The sequence below is a fragment of the Variovorax humicola genome, assembly GCF_037889915.1.
Classification (GTDB): domain Bacteria; phylum Pseudomonadota; class Gammaproteobacteria; order Burkholderiales; family Burkholderiaceae_C; genus Variovorax; species Variovorax humicola.
On record NZ_JBBKZV010000002.1, the window covers coordinates 134,620 to 152,702 of the forward strand.

Sequence of the window (18,083 nt, forward strand, 5' to 3'; positions counted from 1 at the left end):
GTGGTGCCCAGGCGCGTGGCGGACGATCGATCAGCGCGAGCACCTCGGGGTCGGGCTGTCCGCTGCGCGTGCCCTCAGGGTATTGGTAGTTGCCCCGGCCGGTCTTCTGGCCGAACCAGCCACGCTCGCAGAGCAGGTCGGCCACGCGCACGTAGCGCGCCCGCGGGTCGCGCAAGGCCGCCTTGCGCGTGCGCGCGGCCCAGCTGATGTCGCCGCCTGTGAGATCCGCCGTGCGGTAGGGACCCATGGCGTAGCCGAAGTTCTCCAGCGCGCGGTCGATCTGATAGGGCGAGGCGCCGTCTTCCAGCAGGAAGCTCGCGGCCTCGCGGTAGACGTAGAGGATGCGGTTGCCGATGAAGCCGTCGCACACGCCCGCGCGCACCGGCACCTTGCGCAGCGTGTCGGCCAGCGCGAAAGCGGTGGCTACCACGAATGCCGAACGGGCCGCGCGCGGCATTCAGCCGCGCAGCTTCAGCGAAGAGGACATCGTGCACTTCTACATGGCCGCGCTCGTCAACGAAGCCGCCAAGGTGCTGGGCGACGGCATCGCGCTGCGGCCCCTGGACATCGATGTGGCCATGGTGCACGGCTACGGCTTCCCGCGCTGGCGCGGCGGCCCCATGCAATACGCCGATACCGTGGGCCTGCACCAGGTGCTGGCCGACATCCGCGCCTACGAGCAGCAGGACCCACTGTTCTGGAAACCGGCCTCCCTGCTCATCGATCTCGTGGCGCGTGGCGCCAATTTCAACAGCCTGAACCTAGGAAACGCTCATGCGTGAAGCCCTCATCGTCTCCACTGCCCGCACCGCGCTGACCAAGGCGCACCGGGGCGAATTCAACCTCACCGAAGGCCCGACGCTGGCCGCGCTTGCGGTGCGCGCGGCGGTGCAGCGCGCGGGCGTGGACCCGGGCCTGATCGAAGACGTCGTGATGGGTTGCGCCTACCCCGAAGGCACCACCGGCCGCAACGTTGCGCGCCTGGCCGGCCATGTGCTGCTGGAAGGCCGGCGCCGCTGCGCCAGGTACGCCGTGGTCACCATGTGCGTGGGCGGCGGCATGGGCGCGGCCGGCCTGTTCGAAATCTTTTCCTGATCAATCTGCTGGAGCACCTGCCATGGCCCTCACCTCATTCCCCCACGCCGAGGTCGCGATCGACGCGCAAGGCATCGTCACCGTCACGATCCGCGACGCGGGCTCGCTCAACATCCTGGGCACGCCCGTCATCGCCGACCTGACGCAGGCGTTTCGCCAGTTGGCCGACCACCCGGACGCGCGCACCGTGGTCTTGCGCGGCACGGGCGACAAGGCCTTCGTTGCCGGCGCCGACATCAAGGAAATGGGCGCACTCGACGTGCACAGCGCCCGCGCCTTCATCGACGGCCTGCGCCAGTTGTGCGACGCGGTGCGCTTGTGCCCCGTGCCGGTCATCGCCCGCATCCCAGGCTGGTCGCTGGGCGGCGGACTCGAACTGGCCGCCGCATGCGACATGCGCATCGCCTCGGACAAGGCGCACTTCGGCATGCCGGAAGTGAAGGTGGGCATCCCGTCCATCATCCACGCCGCCCTGCTGCCGCGCCTGATCGGCCAGGCCCGCGCCAACTGGCTGCTGCTGACCGGCGACAACATCGCCGCCGCGCAGGCGCTGGCCTGGGGCCTGGTAGACGAGGTGGTGGCGCCCGAGGCGCTGGACGCCGCCGTGGCGCGTCACGCCCAGCAGTTCGCCGGCTACGGCGCGGCGGTGCTGCGCCAGCAAAAGCGGCTGCTGCGCCAATGGCAGCAGGAGCCGCTGGAAGCCGCCATCCTGAACGGCGTCGGCGAATTCGCCCAGGCATTCGCCACCGGCGAGCCCCAGCACTTCATGGCGCTGTTCGCGAAGCGCAAGACCGCCTCGCACTGACGTCGGGCCGGGTCATCGTCGCGATCCACCATCGGCGCGCGAGGGCTACGTCGCGCACCGATTCAAACGGCTGTAACCAACGGGCGATTCCATTCGAACTATCAGGCAGGAATGGACTCCATTGCGAGAACCAGCATGCTTCGATGTATCGACGTGGACATATTGGAGCCGCCAATGGACATCGCCACCCCCAATCGTTGAAGGACCTGCCATGACCACCTCTGGAAGACGCTTCGCCACCTCTGGAAGACGCTTCGCTCTTGTCGCCGGAACATCCACGCTCGGCCTCGCCATTGCCAATGCCCTTGGCTGGAGCCCCCGCCCCGCACTGGCCGCCGAATCCGCCAAGTTCGAGGTGACCCATACCGACGAGGAGTGGCGCAAGCTGCTCACGCCAAACCAGTACGCGGTGTTGCGCAAGGAAGGCACCGAGCGCCCGTTCTCCAGTCCGCTGAACAATGAGCACCGCGAGGGCACGTTCGCGTGTGCCGGCTGCAACCTCGATGCGTTTTCGTCGAAGACGAAGTTCGACAGCGGCACCGGCTGGCCGAGCTTCTGGCAGCCATTGCCCAACGCTGTCGCGCAGACGGAAGACAGGTCGCTCGGCATGGTGCGCACGGAGGTGCATTGCCGTCGCTGCGGAAGCCACCTGGGCCATGTCTTCGACGACGGCCCGAAGCCAACCGGACTGCGCTACTGCATGAATGGCATCGCACTCAAGTTCACTCCGACCCCGGCCTGACGCCGGCAGGCGGTTCCCATGGTTCTTTTTCTCGTCGCCTACCTGGGCGGTGTGCTGACGATCCTCAGCCCCTGCATTCTTCCGGTGCTGCCCTTCGTGTTCGCGCGGGGCGACCAGCCGTTCCTGAAGAGCGGCCTGCCGCTTCTGCTGGGCATGGCACTGACATTTGCGGTTGTGGCCTCGCTGGCCGCGGTCGGGGGCGGCTGGGCGGTGCAGGCCAACCAGTACGGCCGCTGGGTGGCGATCGTGCTGATGGCGGTGTTCGGGCTGATGCTGCTGCTCCCGCAACTGGCCGAGCACGCCACGCGGCCGCTGGTCGAATGGGGATCCAGGCTGTCTGCCTCGGCGTCCCGCGGCGCATCGGAAAGCGGCGTGCCGTCGATCGTGCCTTCGCTGCTTCTGGGCGTTGCCACGGGCCTGCTGTGGGCGCCATGCGCGGGGCCCATCCTGGGCCTCCTTCTGACCGGTGCGGCGCTCAACGGCGCCAGTGTGCAGACATCGCTGCTGCTGCTCGCCTATGCGGCCGGTGCGGCAACGTCTCTGGCCGGGGCCCTGCTGATCGGCGGTCGCCTTTTCAAGGCGATGAAGCGCTCGCTGGGCGCGGGCGAATGGATCCGTCGCGGCATCGGCGCGGCCTTGCTGTGCGGCGTGGCGGCGATCGCGCTGGGGCTGGACACCGGCGTGCTGGCGCAGGTGTCGCTGGCCAGTACTTCCAAGGTCGAACAGGCGCTCGTCGACAAGATCCGGCCTGCGCCGAGGACAGTGCCCGAGCCATCCGACGTCGTCGTCAGTCGCGGCCCCGGCTCGACCGTCATGATGAGCGTCGCCGCGGGTGGGCTCCCGGTGGAAGGCGCCATGCCGTCGCTGGCGGGCGCGGTGCAATGGCTCAACTCGGCGCCGCTGACTGCGGAGCAACTGCGCGGCAAGGTGGTGCTGGTCGACTTCTGGACCTACTCCTGCATCAACTGCCTGCGCGCCCTGCCCTACGTACGCGCCTGGTCCGACAAGTACAAGGACAAGGGCCTGATCGTCATCGGCGTGCATGCGCCGGAATTCGCGTTCGAGAAGAACGTCGACAACGTCAGGAAGGCCGTCAAGGATCTCAAGGTCGACTATCCCGTTGCGATCGACAACGACTATGCGATCTGGCGCGCCTTCAACAACGAGTACTGGCCGGCCCACTACTTCATCGACGCGAAGGGCAACATTCGCCATCACCATTTCGGAGAAGGCGAATACGTCGAGTCCGAAAGGGTGATCCAGCAATTGCTGGCCGAGGCCGGAAAGGGCGAGATGTCCGGCGGCTTCGTGAAGGTGGACGCCAGCGGTGCGCAGGCCGCACCCGACAATGCCGACGTCAAGTCACCCGAAACCTACATCGGCTATGAGCGTGCGGAGAACTTCGCATCTTCCGGCCTGGTGCGCGACAAGGCCCATGCCTATGCGACGCGGCCCGAACTGAAGTCCGGCCAGTGGACACTCGCGGGTGACTGGAACGTCGGCGGGCAAAGCGCCGTGCTCGACCAGGGCGGCGGCCGCATCAGCTACCAGTTCCATGCGCGCGACCTGCACCTGGTGCTGGGGCCGGGCAAGGACGGCAAGCCCGTGCGGTTCAGGGTGCTGATCGATGGCAAGCCGCCAGGCGCCGACCACGGCGTGGACATCGATGCACAGGGCAATGGTGCCGTCCTCGAGCAGCGCCTCTACCAACTCGTGCGGCAACAGGGCAGCGTGACGGATCGCCGCTTCGACATCGAGTTTCTCGACCCGGGCGCCGAGGCGTTCGCGTTCACGTTCGGCTGACTTCTGCGTGATCCGGACGAGCACGCAGCGTGCGTGGATCGTTGTTTTGAGGCTTACGTCGCCACAATGGTCGAATCGTGTCCAATTCGATCCATCCTCACTGTCGCTGCGGAGTCCCCCGATGAAGGTCCTGAAGATCGCTCTCGGCTTGCTGGTTGCCCTTGTAGGCATCGGTGGCGTCGGATGGTTCACCCTCGACAAGGACACGCGCGCACTGCTGGCGACGCTGCCAACCAACAGGGATCTCCTGTTCTGGAGCCAGCCACAGCGCGATGCGGCATTTCGTGCGCTGGACCGCCTGCCCATCCTGGCCAAGTCGCGCGTCGTGGAAGCGGGCCACGCGCCGATGCCACTGCCGCCGGGGCCACCGCTGAAGCTGCCGGTGGACATCGATGCCTACATGGCTGGCCAACGAAGTGCGGCACTGCTGATCGTGCATGGCGGAAAGGTTCGCCTGGAGCGCTACGGCCTGGGCTTCGACAGCAGCGGGCGCTGGACGAGCTTTTCAGTGGCCAAGTCCATCACCTCCACCCTGGTGGGCGCCGCGATCCGCGACGGCCATATCCACGGCATGGAAGACAAGGTCAGCGACTACATCCCCCAGATGAAAGGCTCGGCCTACGACGACGTCAGCATCCGCCAGCTCCTGACGATGACCTCGGGCGTCCGATGGAACGAGGATTACGCCGATCCGAATTCGGACGTGGCGCAGTTCAACAACTACAAACCCGAGGAAGGCGTCGATGCGCTCGTGAGTTATCTCCGCCGCCTGCCGCGCGAAGTGCCGCCCGGCACGCGCTGGCACTACAGCACGGGGGAGACCAACCTCGTCGGCATCCTCGTCAGCCAGGCGACGAAGAAGCCCCTCTCGGCATACCTGTCGGAAAAGATCTGGGCCCCCGCTGGCATGGAACAGCAAGCCACCTGGATCCTCAGCAAGACAGGACAGGAGATCAGCGGCTGTTGCATCCAGGCCGCGACACGGGACTTCGCTCGCTTCGGCCTCTTCATCCTCGACGGCGCCCGGGTCAACGGGCAGAGCATCGTGCCGGAAGGCTGGCTGGCCGCAGCGACGAGCGGCCAGACGAGCATCGGCCAGCCGGACCGCGGCTACGGGTACCAGTGGTGGACCTACGCCGACGGCACCTTCGCTGCGCGCGGCATCTTCGGCCAGGGCATCTTCATCGACCCGAAGCGCAAGCTCGTGATCGCATCCAACGCCAACTGGGCCGCCGGTGCGATCGACCGTACCGCTGGCGAGGCGCGAGAGGCCTTCTACCGGGCGGTGCAGAAAGCCATCGATGACGAGGCTGCCGCAACCGTGCCGGTTGCCGACCCGTCGCGATGAGAGGGCAGCGCGAAATTTCCGATTCGCAAGAGCCACCCTGCCCCGGTCAATTGACGAGATCGACAACAGGCATCGGCGGCACGCCGCGCGCCTCGATGGCCTCGCCTGCCGCCAGGCACAGGTCTTCACGAAAACGCCCGGCCACGAGTTGCACGCCGACCGGGCTGTTGCCGACCATGCCGGTCGATACCGTCAGCGCAGGCAGGCCTGTGAGCGGCAGGCCGATCATCGTCAACTGCGCCTGCCACACGCGGGCATAGGCCGCGGGGCCTTGCAGGTCGAGGTTGTCCACGAAGGGCAATTCGGCACACACCGGCAGCAGCACCACCGGGTAGCGCTCCAGGAACATCTGCCACTGCCGTGTGATGGTCGCGCGCTTGACCAGCGCCGCCGAAAGCGCCGAGGCGGTGATGTCGCGTGCGATGCCCGCCTTCCCCGCCAGCGCGGTGATGGCGCCCGCGTCACCCTCGCGTTCCGCAGCGCGCACCATCGCGTCATAGCCATCGCCCATCCACAGCGTGACCTGGCTTTCGATGGCGTCCTGAATGGGTGGCAGCGCATCGACCTCATCCACCGTCCAGCCCGCGTCGCGCAGGCGTTCGGCTGCGTCGAGCAAGGCCGTGACGATTTCTGGTTGCGTATCGAGGCCGTCCGGCCGCAGGCACAGCGCCACCGTGCGCGGGGCGTCGGGGCCGACCAGCGGCGCCGGACACCACCACGGGTCGCGCGCGTCGGGCGCAGCCATCGAGGCCAGGCCAAGGCGAAGATCGTGCACCGTGCGCGCGATCGGTCCCGACACGGCCATGATCTGGCCGCCGATGGCGCGCTCCGGCAGCGCCGCGTTCCAGGCCGCGATGCGGCCGAGCGTGGGCCGCAAGCCGTGCACGCCACAGGCATAGGCCGGAAAGCGGATCGAGCCCGCGATGTCCGTGCCATGCGCGATGTGGCCGATGCCCGCCGCCACCGACGATGCCGCGCCGCCGGACGAACCACCCGGCGTCAGCGCGGCATTGCGCGGGTTGAGCGTGGCGCCATGCAACTTGTTGCTGGTGAACCACCGGTAGCTGAATGCCGGTGTGTTGGTGCGCCCGACGATCACGGCGCCGGCCTTCTGCAGGTTGTCCACCACGGGGCTGTCGGCGGCCGCGATCAGATCATTCTGCAACGTGACGCCGTTGGTGGTTGCAAAGCCTGCCTGGTCGATGTTGACCTTGACGGTGACCGGAACGCCAGCAAGCGCGCCCTGCTCTTCGCCGCGGGCCAGTGCGGCATCGATCGCGCCCGCGCGCCGCAACACCTGGTCGGGCCGGTAGTCGACGACGGCGTTGAGCTTCGGGTTGACGGCCTCGAGTCTCGCCAATGCGGCCTGCGCCGCTTCGGTGGCCGACAGCTTGCGTTGCCGGATCAGGTCGGCGACCCGGGAGGCAGGCAAGCGCCAGATGTCGGACATTTCGAGGACTCCTATTCGAACAGCGACGGTGTCCCGCCCGGCCACGTGCCTTCGATGGCCAGCATGCGCAGCTTTGTCAGGACGCCGCCGCCGCCGGAGAAGCCGCCCGGCCTGCCATTGGCCGCGAGCACGCGGTGGCACGGGACGATGGGCGCGAACGGATTGCGGCCCAGCGCCTGGCCGACCGCCCGGGCCAGGCCTATGTCGCCCAGTTCCTTCGCCACGTCGCCGTACGTGCGCGTGCTACCGGGGACGATGCGGCGGGCAATCGCGTACACGCGCTGATGGAAATCGGGCACGCCCGCCATGTCGAGCGGCACTTCGCGCAGGTCGCGGGAGCCGCCCAGCATCACCGACTGCACACCCTCTATCGCCGCTTGCACGAACGGCGGCGGTTCGGCATCGTCCAGCGGGCCTGTGCTTCGAATCAACCGCGCCCGCGTAGCGGCCGCGCTGGCTTCCGGCAGTTGCACGGCGACGATGGCTTGCGTGTTCCACGCAATGCAGCATGGCCCGATGGCGGTCTCGAAAAGAGCGCAGCCACGGTGCCCTGCATTCAGCCCGACGAGCGGCATTCCCATGAGTCAGCGCCTCCGACCGGCATGACCGAATTGCTTTTGCAAAGCCTGGATTGTCGCCAATCCGAGTGGAGTTCGTGCCCGGTCCCATCGGGCGCGATACATACGGCGCGTCGTCGACTCGGCTCAAGGTGCGCGCAATTGGGCGCGCAGCGCCACGCCGATTTCCGGGCGTTCCAGGAACGGGTCCGCCGGATTCGTGATCGACACGATGTTCTCCATGCGGCTCTTTACATTGCCGAGCGCACGCGGATGGCTGAACACGTAGAACTGGTTGGCGCTGATGGCGTCGAACACCTTGTTCGCGACCTCGGCCGCGGTGACCTTGCCGCTGCTCACGGCCTTGTCGCTCATGGCCTGGCCGATGAGTTGGCTCTTGGTGAGCTCCGCCTGCTTCGGCGCATTGGGGCGGTTGCGCTCGCTCTTCGTGATGCCGGTCGGCACGAAGTACGGGCATAACAGGCTGGCGCCGATCTGGTCGGTGACGAGCGTCAGGTCCTGGTACATCGTTTCGGTCAAGCTCACGACGGCCGCCTTGGCTGCGTTGTAGATGCCCATGTTGGGCGGCGTGAGGAGGCCGGCCATGCTGGCGGTGTTGGTGATGTGGCCGCGATATGCCGGGTCCTTGGCGGCCGCCTCCAGCATCATGGGAGTGAACAGGCGCACGCCATGGATCACGCCCCACAGGTCGACACCGAGCACCCATTCCCAGTCGGCCACGGTGTTCTCCCACACCAGGCCGCCCGCGCCCACGCCGGCATTGTTGAAGACGAAATGCGGCGCGCCGAAACGCGCCTTCACGTCCAACGCCAGTTGTTCCATCTGCGCCGCATTGGACACGTCGACCTTGCGCGCGAGCACCTGGCTGCCGGCCGCTTCCATCTCGGCCGTGGCCGCATCGAGCGCATCCTGCTGAACGTCGACCAGCACGAGGTTCATGCCGCGCGCGGCGCCGATGCGCGCGCATTCGAGCCCGAAGCCCGAGCCTGCGCCGGTGAGTACTGCCGTCTTGCCCTTGAAGTCCTGAATCATGAATGCCGTCCTGTGATGTCGCTGGTTCGAGAAATGAAAGTCGCCCGGCTATTGGACCGCGTTGTGCCGCCGCAGCCTGTCGTTCACGCGACGAAAGCACCCGCGCGGCTCAGGCCCTGCGCGTGAAGCCGTCGGCGCTCCAGCCCTCGCTGCCCACGCCGTTGTGCACGTAGAACAGGCCCTCCGGGTCGTATTTCGCCTTGACGGCCTGCAGGCGCGGATAGTTCGTGCCCCAGTACGCGCTTTGCCAATCGGGCTCGAAGTAGTTGCTCTCCGAGACGTAGGCGCCGCCGTCGGGCGCCACCTTGCGCAATTCGGCTACCGAACGCGCGATGGCTTGCGCCCGCTGCCGGCCGCGCGCCAGGTCGGGCTCGTGGCCTGCAACGCCGGGATAGGCCGGTTGCTGCTCGGCACCGAGGATGGCCAGGGCGAATGCATCGAGCGCGCTCGGGTTCATCGCCGTGTCTCGTGCCCTGCCTACGGCCTGCGCAGGTGCACCCGCCAGGCCCTTGTTGACGTGCAGCGAAATGCCCCAGTGCCGCGAGGCCGAGAACAACGCATCGCACAACTCCTCGCGCCGATCGTCGCGCAGCAGCGCAGCCGGCAGCCAGGCCGAGTCGAAACCATGCACGAACTCGCCCGCCTGCGCCTGGTCGCCCGGCCAGAACACGTTGTTGCCCGGTGCACCCGGACGATCGTCGGTCTTGATGAAACCAAGCACCTTCTTGAACGTCGTCGCCGCCCAGAATTCCCGCGCCGACGTCGACACGATCACGGGCGCCGACTCGAATGCGAAGTCCCCCGCCGCAGCGGCGACCGCTTCCAGAAACGGCTGCCATGCCATCTGCGCCTGCCCGCGGTTGAGCCCCTGGAACACCATCATGATTCGCAGGATGTTGTCGGGGCGCATGCGGATCTGCTCGCCCCAATGCGGGTTCATCAGGCGCCTGCCGTAGAAGTCGACCACCAGCCCGATCAGGCGTCGAAACGCCTGCGGCGACGTGGCCTTGATCGACATGTTCACAGCGCCAAAATCCTCAGGCAATTCGTGCACGCGCAGGGTCAGCCGAGTGACCACGCCGAGGCTGCCTCCGCCACCGCCCTTGAGCCCCCAGAACAGGTCCGGATGGGTGCAGGCATTGGCGATGCGCACCACGCCGTCGGCCGTGACGACTTCGGCTTCCAGCAAGCTCCCGGACGCCGTGCCATAAGCCTTCGAGAAGCTGCCGAAGCCGCCGCTCTGCACCAGCCCCGCAACGCCGACGGTGGTGCACCCTCCTCCCTGTACGTAGCCGCCTGCCTGCGTCGTGACGGCATCGTAGACATGCGCCCAGACCGCGCCCGCCTCCACCGTCACAGCGCGCTGTGGCGAAGCCTGCCCCGCACATCCGGCGGCGACGAAGTTGTCGTGCAACTGGATGGCGTTCATCCTGCGTGTCCATACCAGCAGGGAATCGGCAGCGTTCGAGGTGCCGTGATAGCTGTGGCCGCCACCCTTGACCACCAGCCGCAAGTTGTTCTGCCGTGCGAAGTTGACTGCTGCGACGACGTCGCTGGTGTTGCGCGCCGCGACGGCGTAGACGCTTGGCCTTGATGTCCACGCATCGACCCAGCCGAGATGCTGCGTGAGCGCGACGTTGTCGCCGATGAAGTACGGATTCTTCACCGACTTCAACAGCTGGAGACATGAAGCGCCCGTGGGCGCATCAAGGCAGTCGGCGAGCGGCGACTCGACCTTGCTCAGCGCACCGCCCACCTGTTGGCCGAGTTGCTGCCAGCTCGCATCCGATGGCCAGCCCGGCTCGCCTGGCCGGACGCGCGAGGATACGCCCGATGCTCCCCACACTCGCAGCGGCGCGATCAACGCGCTTCCGGCGATTTGCAGCAGGTGCCGCCTGTGCAGGGAATCAAGCGTCATGGCGCCCGATTCTGCCCGGGCGTGTCAGCCTTCTGACTTGCGCAGCACATAGCCGATGCGCGGGAAGTGCACGTGCACGGTTCCCACGCGTTCACTGCTGCGTTCCAGCGTGTAGTGCGTGCGAGTCGCCGCTACCAGCGTGCCGGCCGTTTCCTCGAGGCCGAAGCTCTCGGCGCGCACCGTCACGGCGCAGCCGAGCGGAATGCCGTGGTCGTCCTGGAAGGTGCTGTCGGTCAGCAGCGTGTGCGGCAGTGCGGCCTTGGCGACGGCAATGGCCTCTTCGGACGTGAAATTTTCCGGCGCGCCGTGGCCGATCGCGTACATGCGGTCCATCCAGTCGACCACGCCCGGCGTCAGGTCGAGGATGCCGCGCACCGAGTCGATGCGGCGCGTGTACCAGAGCGGGTGGTAAGCCGAGAAGTCGGCGATGCAAGGCACTTCGCCGAGCAGGAAAGGCTTGTCGTCGAACATGTCCGAAAGGCGGCGCAGGTACGACTTGTAGGCACTCGTGGCGTCGGCCGGACGCAGGCGCGTCATGTTGCCCGCGCTCATCTTGCCGCGGTCTTCGCCAAAGGCCTTGGCGGCTTCAGGCGGCGCCTTGGCGAAGACTTCGGCAGCACCCTTGGGCTGCAGGCTCCAGGCCATCGCGGCCCAGAACAGCGTGGTGTCGGCCCATTGCGCGAGGATGCGCGACAGGCCCTTCTCCGGTTCGGGGTACAGCGTCGGTTCCGGCTGAAGATGTTCGAGCACGTCGGCGATCAGCGCGGTGTCGCAGTACATGTCCGCGCCGATCTGCAGGAATGGCGTCTTGCGGTAGCCGCCCGTCAACACCTCCACATCAGGCTTCGGCATGATCGGCGGGATGAAGACCGATTTCCACGGCAGTTTCTTCGCGCCGAGGATGAGCCGGACCTTCTCCGAGAACGGCGAAGTGGTGTAGTGATGCAGGATCAGGTCGGCCATGTCGTTCTCCAGGTCAGATCAGCTTGACGAGTTGCTTGCCGAAGTTCTTGCCCTTGAGCAAGCCAAGGAACGCCTCGGGCGCGGATTCAATGCCCTGCGCCACCGATTCGCGCGGCCGCAGCTTGCCGCTGCCGACCAGCGCCCCGAGTTCGGCCAGCGCCTCCGGCCAGACTTCCATGTGCTCGCTCACGATGAAGCCTTCGATCTTCAAGCGGTTGATGAGGATGAGCGCCGGGTTCGCCAGCGGCAGCGGCGCGCCGTCGTAGCCGGCGATCATCCCGCACAACGCGACGCGCGCGAAGGCATTGCAGCGCAGCAGCACCGCATCGAAGATGTAGCCGCCGACGTTCTCGAAGTAGCCGTCGATGCCCTTCGGGCATGCGTCCTTCAGCGCCGCGCTCATGCTCTTGACGTCGGGGTGCTGGCGGTAGTCGATGCAGGCGTCGAAGCCCAGTTCATCGGTCACGTACTTGCACTTGTCGGGCCCGCCAGCGATGCCGACCACGCGGCAGCCGCGCGCCTTGGCCAGCGCGCCGAACGCACTGCCGACCGCGCCACTGGCGGCCGTGATGACGACGGTGTCGCCCTCCTTGGGCGCGATGATCTTCACCAGCCCATACCAGGCCGTGACGCCAGGCATGCCGACCGCGCCCAGGTAGTGCGACAGCGGCACGTGCGTGGTGTCGACCTTCTTCAGCGAGCCGGGCTGCGAGGCATCGACCACGCTGTATTCCTGCCAGCCGCCAAAGCCGACGACCTTGTCTCCGGCCTTGTATTTCGGGTGCCTGCTCTCGACCACCTCACCCACCGTGCCGCCTTGGAAAACGTGGCCCACCGGCTGGCTGGCGGCGTAGCTCTTCGAGTCGTTCATGCGCCCGCGCATGTACGGGTCGAGGCTCAGGTAGTGATGGCGCACCAGCACCTGGTTGTCGGCCACAGCCGGGGTCTCGCTCGTGACGAGCTTGAAGTTGCTGGCCGTGGCCTCGCCTTCGGGGCGATTGTCGAGATGGATCTGCTTGTTGGTGGGCATGGATAGTCTCCTTGAAGGTCTAGTCGGTTGAAACCGGCTGCAGGGCATGCACTTCGCTGCCGCCGACCGGCAGGCGCTTGACGTACTTGAAGGTGCCCGTGGCATGTGAACAGGTGCGTCCCTTCTCGTCGTACACCGCCGCTTCGGTGAATGCCATGGTGGCGGTGCGGTGCATCAGGCGCCCCTTGGCGACCAGCGGTCCGCGCGATGCCTGCATGAACGTGGTCTTCATCTCGATGGTGACCACGCCCATGTCGTTCTGCACGCTGCGCGCGGCCGTTGCCATCGCCACGTCGAGCAGGGTCATGGTGACGCCGCCGTGCGTGACGGCAAAGCTGTTCGTGTGCTCAGGCTGCGTCGCGTAGTGCAACTCCGACTCGCCGCTCTCGAAACGCTCGAGCGTGAAACCGAGATGGTCGACAAATGGAATGGCAACGCCAAACGAAAGGCTCATGTGATCTCTTTCAGGCGGCGCCCAGCACGACGCTCACGCCGCCATCCACGGCCATCCACTGCCCGGTGATGTGCTTGCCCGCGTCGCTCGCGTACAGCAGCGTCAGGCCCTTCAGGTCTTCCTCGTCGCCGAGGCGGCGCAGCGGCGCGGCCTTGGCCATCTTTTCCTCGCCGATGGACTGGATCAGGCCCGTGGCCATCTTGGTCATGAAGAAGCCTGGGCAGATCGCGTTGACGTTGATGCCGTACTTGCCCCACTCCGCGGCCAGCGTGTGCGTGAAGCCGATCACCGCTGTCTTGGACGTGTTGTAGGCCAGCGTGGTCATCTCGGGCGGGTTGCCGTTCAGGCCCGCGATCGACGCGATGTTGATGATCTTGCCGGACTTCTTCGGGATCATGTACTTGTTGGCGACTTGCTGCGCCAGGATGAAGTAGCCGCGCACGTTGAGGTTCATCACCTTGTCCCATGCCGCGACCGGATGGTCTTCGGCCGGTGCGCCCCAGCTGGCGCCGGCGTTGTTGACCAGGATGTCGATCGCGCCCATGCGCTCCAGCGTTTCATCGGCGAGGCGGCGCGTGTCTTCTTCCTTCGAGCAGTCGGCCGCGATCCAGCGCGCGTCAATACCTGCCGCTTGCAATTCGGCCGTGGCCTGCTCCAGGTCTTCGGCCTTGCGCGAACTCAGCATGATCTTTGCGCCGGCTTCGCCGAGGGCATGCGCCATCTGCAGGCCAAGGCCGCGCGAGCCACCGGTGATGAGGGCAGTCTTGCCCGTGAGGTCGAACAGTTCTTGAACGGTGCGGGGGGTCATGCGATGTGTCTCCAAGGAAGTTCAGTCAGTGATGGGGGCCGCGCGCGAATCCATCGGCGCGACCCGTGAAGCCTGACGCGGGTCAGGCCTGGTAGTCGAGGACCGCGCGCGATTCACGCAGGGTGCCGAGGAATGCCGACACCTTCTTGTGGTGCGGATGGACGATGTAGGCCTCGAGCGCGGCGGCGTCATCGAAGGTCGAATACAGCACGACGTCGTGGTTGGCCTCCAGCCCGTCGACACGCGTCGCGACCTCGAATTCGCGCATGCCGGGCACCAGCCCCTTGCACGAGTCGAGTTCGGCCTTGAAGCGGGGCGCCTGCGTGGCGTCGAGCAGCTTCCACATCACGATGTGTTTGATCATGGCTTGTCGTCTTTCAGTCGGGAACGAACATAGATCAGGACCACGCCGACCACTGCGGCCACGGCGCCGGGAATGGCCAGCAGCCAGCCGGTGAACGGTTCGATGCGGCCGGTGGCAATGCCGAGGATCACGAGCAGCAGCCCGCCATAGAGCAGTATCCAGATCCAGTTCTCCAGCCGGGCATGTGGATTGGCGGCCATCAGAATGCCTCCTCCGGCATTTCGGTGCAAGTCGGATCGCGGTTTTCGACAACGTTGAGCCAGGCGCCGATCTTGGGCAACTCGTAGTGGAAGAAATAGCCGGCGGCGCCGGTCTTGCCGGCAGTTGCCGGCGCGGCACTGGTCCCATCGAGCTCGAGTGCGCGCGTCGCCACATCGAGCCAGATCCAGGCCAACACGGTATGCCCAAATGCCTGCATGTAGGGCACGGCGTTCGTCAGCGCGGAGCGCGGATCGCCGGTCGACCAGGCGGCCTGCGTGGCGGTGCCGACACGCTGCAGCGCTTCGCCGAGCGCCTTCGCATGCGCGGCCAGCGCAGGAACCTTGGCGGCGCGCGCCATCGTCTCCCGCATGCGGGCCGCGAGCAGCTTCATGCCGCGACCGTCTTCCATCAGCACCTTGCGGCCCAGCAGGTCGGCCGCCTGGATGCCGTGCGTGCCTTCGTGGATCATGTTCAGCCGGTTGTCGCGCCAGTACTGCTCCACCGGGAAGTCGCGCGTGTAGCCGTAGCCGCCGTGGATCTGGATCGCCAGCGAATTCGCCTCCAGGCACCACTCGCTGGGCCAGCTCTTGGCGATCGGCGTAAGCACTTCGAGCAGCAGGCGCGCGTCGTCGATGGCCTGCGGCGTGCCCGTCTTCTGCTCGTCGACCAGCCTCGCGCAGTACAGCGACAACGCCAGCGAACCTTCGCAGTACGACTTCTGCGCCAGCAGCATGCGGCGCACGTCGGCGTGCTCGATGATTCGGACCTGCGGCTTGGCCGAGTCCTTGCCGGCCGGACCTGCGGGGCGGCCTTGCGGACGTGTCTTTGCGTACTCGAGCGAGGCGTAGTAGCCGGCCATGCCGAGCATCACCGCGGCGGTGCCGACGCTGATACGCGCCTCGTTCATCATGTGGAACATGCAGTGCAGGCCCTTGCCGGGTTCGCCGACCCGATAGCCGACCGCGCCGGCCTTGCCCTCCACCGGAAACTTGCCTTCGCCGAAATTCAGCAAGGTGTTGGTCGTGCCGCGCCATCCAAGCTTGTGGTTGAGGCCGGCCAGCGCCACGTCATTGCGTTCGCCAGTCAGTCGGCCTTGCGTGTCGACCATGCGCTTCGGCACGATGAACAGCGAGATGCCGCGCGTGCCGGGCACCAGTTTGCCGTTCTCATCGGGGATCTTGGCGAGCACGATGTGCACGATGTTCTCGGTGAGTTCGTGGTCACCCGAGGAGATCCACATCTTGTTGCCCGTGAGCCGATAGCGCGGGCCGAGCGGGTCATCCTGGAAGTCGGCGCCATCGGGCACGGCGCGCGTCGCCACGTCGCTCAACGACGAACCCGCTTGCGGCTCCGACAGGCACATCGTGCCGGCCCAGCGCCCCGAGAACTCGTTCTTCGCAAACACTTCCTTCTGCATCTCGGTGCCGTGCACCATCAGCAAGTTGGCATTGCCGCTGGTCAGCATGTTCGAGCCGATGCTCACCGAGGCCATCGCGAAAAAGCTGTTCGCAGCCGCCTGCAGCGTGAAGGGCAACTGCATGCCGCCGATCTCGTAGTCCTGCGCCGCGCTCATCATCCCGGACTCGACGAAGGCCTTGTGCGCGTCATGCGTGGCCTGCGGCAGGATCACCTTTTCGCCGTCGAAACGCGGCTCCTGCGTGTCGACGGTGCGGTTGTGTGGGGCGTACTTCTCGCGCGCGATGCGCTCGCAGGTGTCGAGCACTGCATCGAAGGTTTCGCGCGAATGGTCGGCAAAGCGTTCGCGCTGGTTGAGCGACTCGGCCTGCAGCCAGTCGTAGAGAAGGAAGTCGAGAGTGGAACGAAGGCTCATGTCGATTTCTGTGAAGGGTCTGGCAAGCGCGCGATGGTGCCCTGCGCGAGCGCGCAGAGCTTTTCCTCGCCGTCCTGCACCGCGAAGACCTCGCAGGTGCAAACGGCTTGCGAACTGCCGAAGTGAACCGCCCGGGCACGCGCGATCAGGCGCTCGCCAATGGCCGGCCGCACGTAGTTGATCTTGAATTCGGAGAGGACGACCGGCACGGCCATCGCGGTGCCGCCGGCGAAGGTCAGCGCGTTGTCCGCGAGGTAGCTGACCACTCCGCCGTGCGCGAACCCGTCCTGCTGTTTGAGCTTGTCGAAGATGGGCACCTGCAGCTCGATGTAGCCGCGCGAAAGTGCATGCAACTCGGCGCCGATCAGCACGCTGAAGGGCTGCGAGGCGATCACCTCGCGACCCATCGCCAGAAAGGCATCGGGCGAGACTTGCTGGTCACCACCCGACATGATCACAGGACCTCGAACACGCCGGCAGCGCCCATGCCGCCGCCGATGCACATCGTGACCACGACCTTCTTCGCGCCGCGGCGCTTGCCTTCGATGAGCGCGTGGCCGGTCAGGCGCTGGCCGCTCACGCCGTAGGGGTGGCCCACGGCGATGGCGCCGCCGTCGACGTTCAGGCGGTCCGCCGGGATGCCCAGCTTGTCGCGGCAGTAGATCACCTGCACGGCGAAGGCTTCGTTCAGTTCCCACAGGTCGATGTCGTTGACCGTGAGGCCCAGCTTCTTCAGCACCTTGGGAATAGCGAACACCGGTCCGATGCCCATTTCGTCAGGCTCGCAACCAGCGACCGCGAAACCGAGAAAACGGCCGAGGGGCTTCAGGCCCTTCTGCTGCGCATAGGTTTCATGGACCAGAACGCATGCGCCGCCGCCGTCCGAGAACTGGCTGGCGTTGCCGGCCGAGATCAGGCCGCCAGGAACCGCCGGACGAATGCCGCTAATGCCTTCCTTGGTCGTGCCGGCGCGAATGCCTTCGTCGTTCTCGATGGTGACTTCCTTGGTGCGCAAGCCGAGTTGCGGGTCGGCGACGCCGGCCAGCACGGTGATCGGCGCGATCTCGTCCTTGAAGCGGCCGGCTTCCAGCGCGGCAGTGGCTTTCTGCTGGCTTGCTGCGCCGTATTCGTCCATCGCGTCGCGGCCGATGCTGTAGCGCTTGGCCACGTTCTCGGCGGTCTGCAGCATGTTCCAGTAGATCTCGGGCTTGTGCTTCACGAGCCACGGGTCTGCAGCCATGTGGCGGTTGGCTTCGTTCTGCACGCAGGAAATGCTCTCGACGCCGCCGGCCACATACACGTCGCCTTCGCCGGCAATGATGCGTTGCGCGGCCGTGGCAATGGTTTGCAGGCCCGACGAGCAGAAGCGGTTGATGGTCATGCCCGACGTCGTGATGGGCAGGCCGGCGCGCAGCGCGATCTGCCGCGCGATGTTGCCGCCGGTCGCACCTTCGGGCGTGGCGCAACCCATGATCACGTCGTCGACCGATGCCGGGTCGATGCCGGCGCGCTGCACGGCGTGCTGCACCGCGTGGCCGCCGAGCGTGGCGCCGTGCGTCATGTTGAAGGCACCCTTCCAGCTCTTGGCGAGCGGCGTACGGGCTGTAGAAACGATGACGGCGCTGGTCATGGTGATGTCCTTTAAGCGATGGTTGGAACGG

Annotated in this window: 18 protein-coding genes and 2 pseudogenes; 6 read left to right on the forward strand and 14 right to left on the reverse strand. The window is 66.5% G+C overall.

What is annotated here, in order from left to right:
* Positions 1 to 22 precede the first annotated feature (22 nt).
* Positions 23 to 439 (reverse strand): annotated as a pseudogene (locus WKW80_RS04390) (3-hydroxyacyl-CoA dehydrogenase family protein); the annotation flags it as partial.
* 61 nt (positions 440 to 500) lie between these two features.
* On the opposite strand from WKW80_RS04390, the gene WKW80_RS04395 reads away from it, so the two are divergent.
* The 6 genes and pseudogenes from WKW80_RS04395 (at position 501) to WKW80_RS04420 (ending at position 5,793) form a co-directional block, all read left to right on the forward strand.
* Entirely contained in the window at positions 501 to 782 is a 282-nt protein-coding gene (locus WKW80_RS04395; protein WP_422822856.1) for a 3-hydroxyacyl-CoA dehydrogenase family protein, read from the forward strand.
* Positions 775 to 987 (forward strand): annotated as a pseudogene (locus tag WKW80_RS04400) (thiolase family protein); the annotation flags it as partial. The gene WKW80_RS04395 and the pseudogene WKW80_RS04400, both read left to right, overlap by 8 nt.
* A 130-nt stretch (positions 988 to 1,117) precedes the next feature.
* The gene (locus WKW80_RS04405; RefSeq protein ID WP_340362330.1) at positions 1,118 to 1,900 is read left to right on the forward strand and encodes an enoyl-CoA hydratase; all 783 of its coding nucleotides are present in this window, start codon (positions 1,118 to 1,120) and stop codon (positions 1,898 to 1,900) included.
* Between the two features lie 211 nt (positions 1,901 to 2,111).
* Entirely contained in the window at positions 2,112 to 2,642 is a 531-nt protein-coding gene (msrB, locus tag WKW80_RS04410; RefSeq protein WP_340362331.1) for a peptide-methionine (R)-S-oxide reductase MsrB, read from the forward strand.
* An 18-nt stretch (positions 2,643 to 2,660) separates the two neighbouring features.
* A complete protein-coding gene (locus WKW80_RS04415) occupies positions 2,661 to 4,445 on the forward strand; it encodes a cytochrome c biogenesis protein DipZ (protein ID WP_340362332.1) in 1,785 nt (594 codons plus the stop codon).
* Positions 4,446 to 4,566: 121 nt separating this feature from the next.
* The gene (locus WKW80_RS04420) at positions 4,567 to 5,793 is read left to right on the forward strand and encodes a serine hydrolase domain-containing protein (RefSeq protein ID WP_340362333.1); all 1,227 of its coding nucleotides are present in this window, start codon (positions 4,567 to 4,569) and stop codon (positions 5,791 to 5,793) included.
* Positions 5,794 to 5,839: 46 nt separating this feature from the next.
* Here the strand turns inward: WKW80_RS04420 and WKW80_RS04425 are convergent, their stop codons facing one another.
* From WKW80_RS04425 to WKW80_RS04485, 13 genes are all read right to left on the reverse strand, one after another.
* Positions 5,840 to 7,243 carry an amidase family protein gene (locus WKW80_RS04425; protein WP_340362334.1) on the reverse strand — a complete coding sequence of 468 codons (1,404 nt, stop codon included), beginning with the start codon at positions 7,241 to 7,243 and terminating at the stop codon, positions 5,840 to 5,842.
* 11 nt (positions 7,244 to 7,254) lie between these two features.
* Positions 7,255 to 7,824 (reverse strand): methylated-DNA--[protein]-cysteine S-methyltransferase, encoded by a 570-nt coding sequence (locus WKW80_RS04430; protein WP_340362335.1) that lies wholly within the window; start codon positions 7,822 to 7,824, stop codon positions 7,255 to 7,257.
* A gap of 123 nt (positions 7,825 to 7,947) precedes the next feature.
* Entirely contained in the window at positions 7,948 to 8,853 is a 906-nt protein-coding gene (locus WKW80_RS04435; RefSeq protein ID WP_340362336.1) for an SDR family oxidoreductase, read from the reverse strand.
* Between the two features lie 109 nt (positions 8,854 to 8,962).
* Complete coding sequence (locus WKW80_RS04440) at positions 8,963 to 10,771, reverse strand: FAD-binding oxidoreductase (RefSeq protein WP_340362337.1); 1,809 nt, start codon at positions 10,769 to 10,771, stop codon at positions 8,963 to 8,965.
* A 24-nt stretch (positions 10,772 to 10,795) separates the two neighbouring features.
* Positions 10,796 to 11,734, reverse strand: coding sequence for a glutathione S-transferase family protein (locus tag WKW80_RS04445; RefSeq protein WP_340362338.1), 939 nt, complete (start codon positions 11,732 to 11,734; stop codon positions 10,796 to 10,798).
* A 13-nt stretch (positions 11,735 to 11,747) separates the two neighbouring features.
* A complete protein-coding gene (locus WKW80_RS04450; protein ID WP_340362339.1) occupies positions 11,748 to 12,764 on the reverse strand; it encodes an NADP-dependent oxidoreductase in 1,017 nt (338 codons plus the stop codon).
* Between the two features lie 19 nt (positions 12,765 to 12,783).
* Complete coding sequence (locus tag WKW80_RS04455) at positions 12,784 to 13,218, reverse strand: PaaI family thioesterase (RefSeq protein WP_340362340.1); 435 nt, start codon at positions 13,216 to 13,218, stop codon at positions 12,784 to 12,786.
* Positions 13,219 to 13,228: 10 nt separating this feature from the next.
* Positions 13,229 to 14,026, reverse strand: coding sequence for an SDR family oxidoreductase (locus WKW80_RS04460; RefSeq protein ID WP_340362341.1), 798 nt, complete (start codon positions 14,024 to 14,026; stop codon positions 13,229 to 13,231).
* An 82-nt stretch (positions 14,027 to 14,108) separates the two neighbouring features.
* Positions 14,109 to 14,390 carry a Dabb family protein gene (locus tag WKW80_RS04465; protein WP_340362342.1) on the reverse strand — a complete coding sequence of 94 codons (282 nt, stop codon included), beginning with the start codon at positions 14,388 to 14,390 and terminating at the stop codon, positions 14,109 to 14,111.
* The gene (locus tag WKW80_RS04470) at positions 14,387 to 14,590 is read right to left on the reverse strand and encodes a hypothetical protein (RefSeq protein WP_340362343.1); all 204 of its coding nucleotides are present in this window, start codon (positions 14,588 to 14,590) and stop codon (positions 14,387 to 14,389) included. The genes WKW80_RS04465 and WKW80_RS04470 overlap by 4 nt, the downstream gene beginning before the upstream one ends.
* Entirely contained in the window at positions 14,590 to 16,422 is a 1,833-nt protein-coding gene (locus tag WKW80_RS04475) for an acyl-CoA dehydrogenase (protein ID WP_340362344.1), read from the reverse strand. Before WKW80_RS04475 ends, WKW80_RS04470 begins: the two co-directional genes overlap by 1 nt.
* Positions 16,419 to 16,874 carry a PaaI family thioesterase gene (locus WKW80_RS04480; protein ID WP_340362345.1) on the reverse strand — a complete coding sequence of 152 codons (456 nt, stop codon included), beginning with the start codon at positions 16,872 to 16,874 and terminating at the stop codon, positions 16,419 to 16,421. The genes WKW80_RS04475 and WKW80_RS04480 overlap by 4 nt, the downstream gene beginning before the upstream one ends.
* Positions 16,875 to 16,876: 2 nt before the next feature.
* Positions 16,877 to 18,052: an acetyl-CoA C-acyltransferase gene (locus WKW80_RS04485; protein ID WP_340362346.1), complete on the reverse strand. Its 1,176-nt coding sequence runs from the start codon at positions 18,050 to 18,052 to the stop codon at positions 16,877 to 16,879.
* Positions 18,053 to 18,083: the final 31 nt, after the last annotated feature.

What these genes read in the sequence shown, in the direction of transcription:
- WKW80_RS04455 (WP_340362340.1), bottom strand. Translation starts at nt 13,218, where the DNA reads ATGAGCCTTTCGTTTGGCGTTGCCATTCCATTTGTCGACCATCTCGGT.
- WKW80_RS04435 (WP_340362336.1), bottom strand. Translation starts at nt 8,853, where the DNA reads ATGATTCAGGACTTCAAGGGCAAGACGGCAGTACTCACCGGCGCAGGC.
- WKW80_RS04405 (WP_340362330.1), top strand. Translation starts at nt 1,118, where the DNA reads ATGGCCCTCACCTCATTCCCCCACGCCGAGGTCGCGATCGACGCGCAA.
- WKW80_RS04420 (WP_340362333.1), top strand. Translation starts at nt 4,567, where the DNA reads ATGAAGGTCCTGAAGATCGCTCTCGGCTTGCTGGTTGCCCTTGTAGGC.
- WKW80_RS04440 (WP_340362337.1), bottom strand. Translation starts at nt 10,771, where the DNA reads ATGACGCTTGATTCCCTGCACAGGCGGCACCTGCTGCAAATCGCCGGA.
- WKW80_RS04485 (WP_340362346.1), bottom strand. Translation starts at nt 18,052, where the DNA reads ATGACCAGCGCCGTCATCGTTTCTACAGCCCGTACGCCGCTCGCCAAG.
- WKW80_RS04425 (WP_340362334.1), bottom strand. Translation starts at nt 7,243, where the DNA reads ATGTCCGACATCTGGCGCTTGCCTGCCTCCCGGGTCGCCGACCTGATC.
- WKW80_RS04470 (WP_340362343.1), bottom strand. Translation starts at nt 14,590, where the DNA reads ATGGCCGCCAATCCACATGCCCGGCTGGAGAACTGGATCTGGATACTG.
- msrB (WP_340362331.1), top strand. Translation starts at nt 2,112, where the DNA reads ATGACCACCTCTGGAAGACGCTTCGCCACCTCTGGAAGACGCTTCGCT.
- WKW80_RS04460 (WP_340362341.1), bottom strand. Translation starts at nt 14,026, where the DNA reads ATGACCCCCCGCACCGTTCAAGAACTGTTCGACCTCACGGGCAAGACT.
- WKW80_RS04465 (WP_340362342.1), bottom strand. Translation starts at nt 14,390, where the DNA reads ATGATCAAACACATCGTGATGTGGAAGCTGCTCGACGCCACGCAGGCG.
- WKW80_RS04415 (WP_340362332.1), top strand. Translation starts at nt 2,661, where the DNA reads ATGGTTCTTTTTCTCGTCGCCTACCTGGGCGGTGTGCTGACGATCCTC.
- WKW80_RS04475 (WP_340362344.1), bottom strand. Translation starts at nt 16,422, where the DNA reads ATGAGCCTTCGTTCCACTCTCGACTTCCTTCTCTACGACTGGCTGCAG.
- WKW80_RS04395 (WP_422822856.1), top strand. Translation starts at nt 501, where the DNA reads ATGGCCGCGCTCGTCAACGAAGCCGCCAAGGTGCTGGGCGACGGCATC.
- WKW80_RS04450 (WP_340362339.1), bottom strand. Translation starts at nt 12,764, where the DNA reads ATGCCCACCAACAAGCAGATCCATCTCGACAATCGCCCCGAAGGCGAG.
- WKW80_RS04445 (WP_340362338.1), bottom strand. Translation starts at nt 11,734, where the DNA reads ATGGCCGACCTGATCCTGCATCACTACACCACTTCGCCGTTCTCGGAG.
- WKW80_RS04430 (WP_340362335.1), bottom strand. Translation starts at nt 7,824, where the DNA reads ATGGGAATGCCGCTCGTCGGGCTGAATGCAGGGCACCGTGGCTGCGCT.
- WKW80_RS04480 (WP_340362345.1), bottom strand. Translation starts at nt 16,874, where the DNA reads ATGTCGGGTGGTGACCAGCAAGTCTCGCCCGATGCCTTTCTGGCGATG.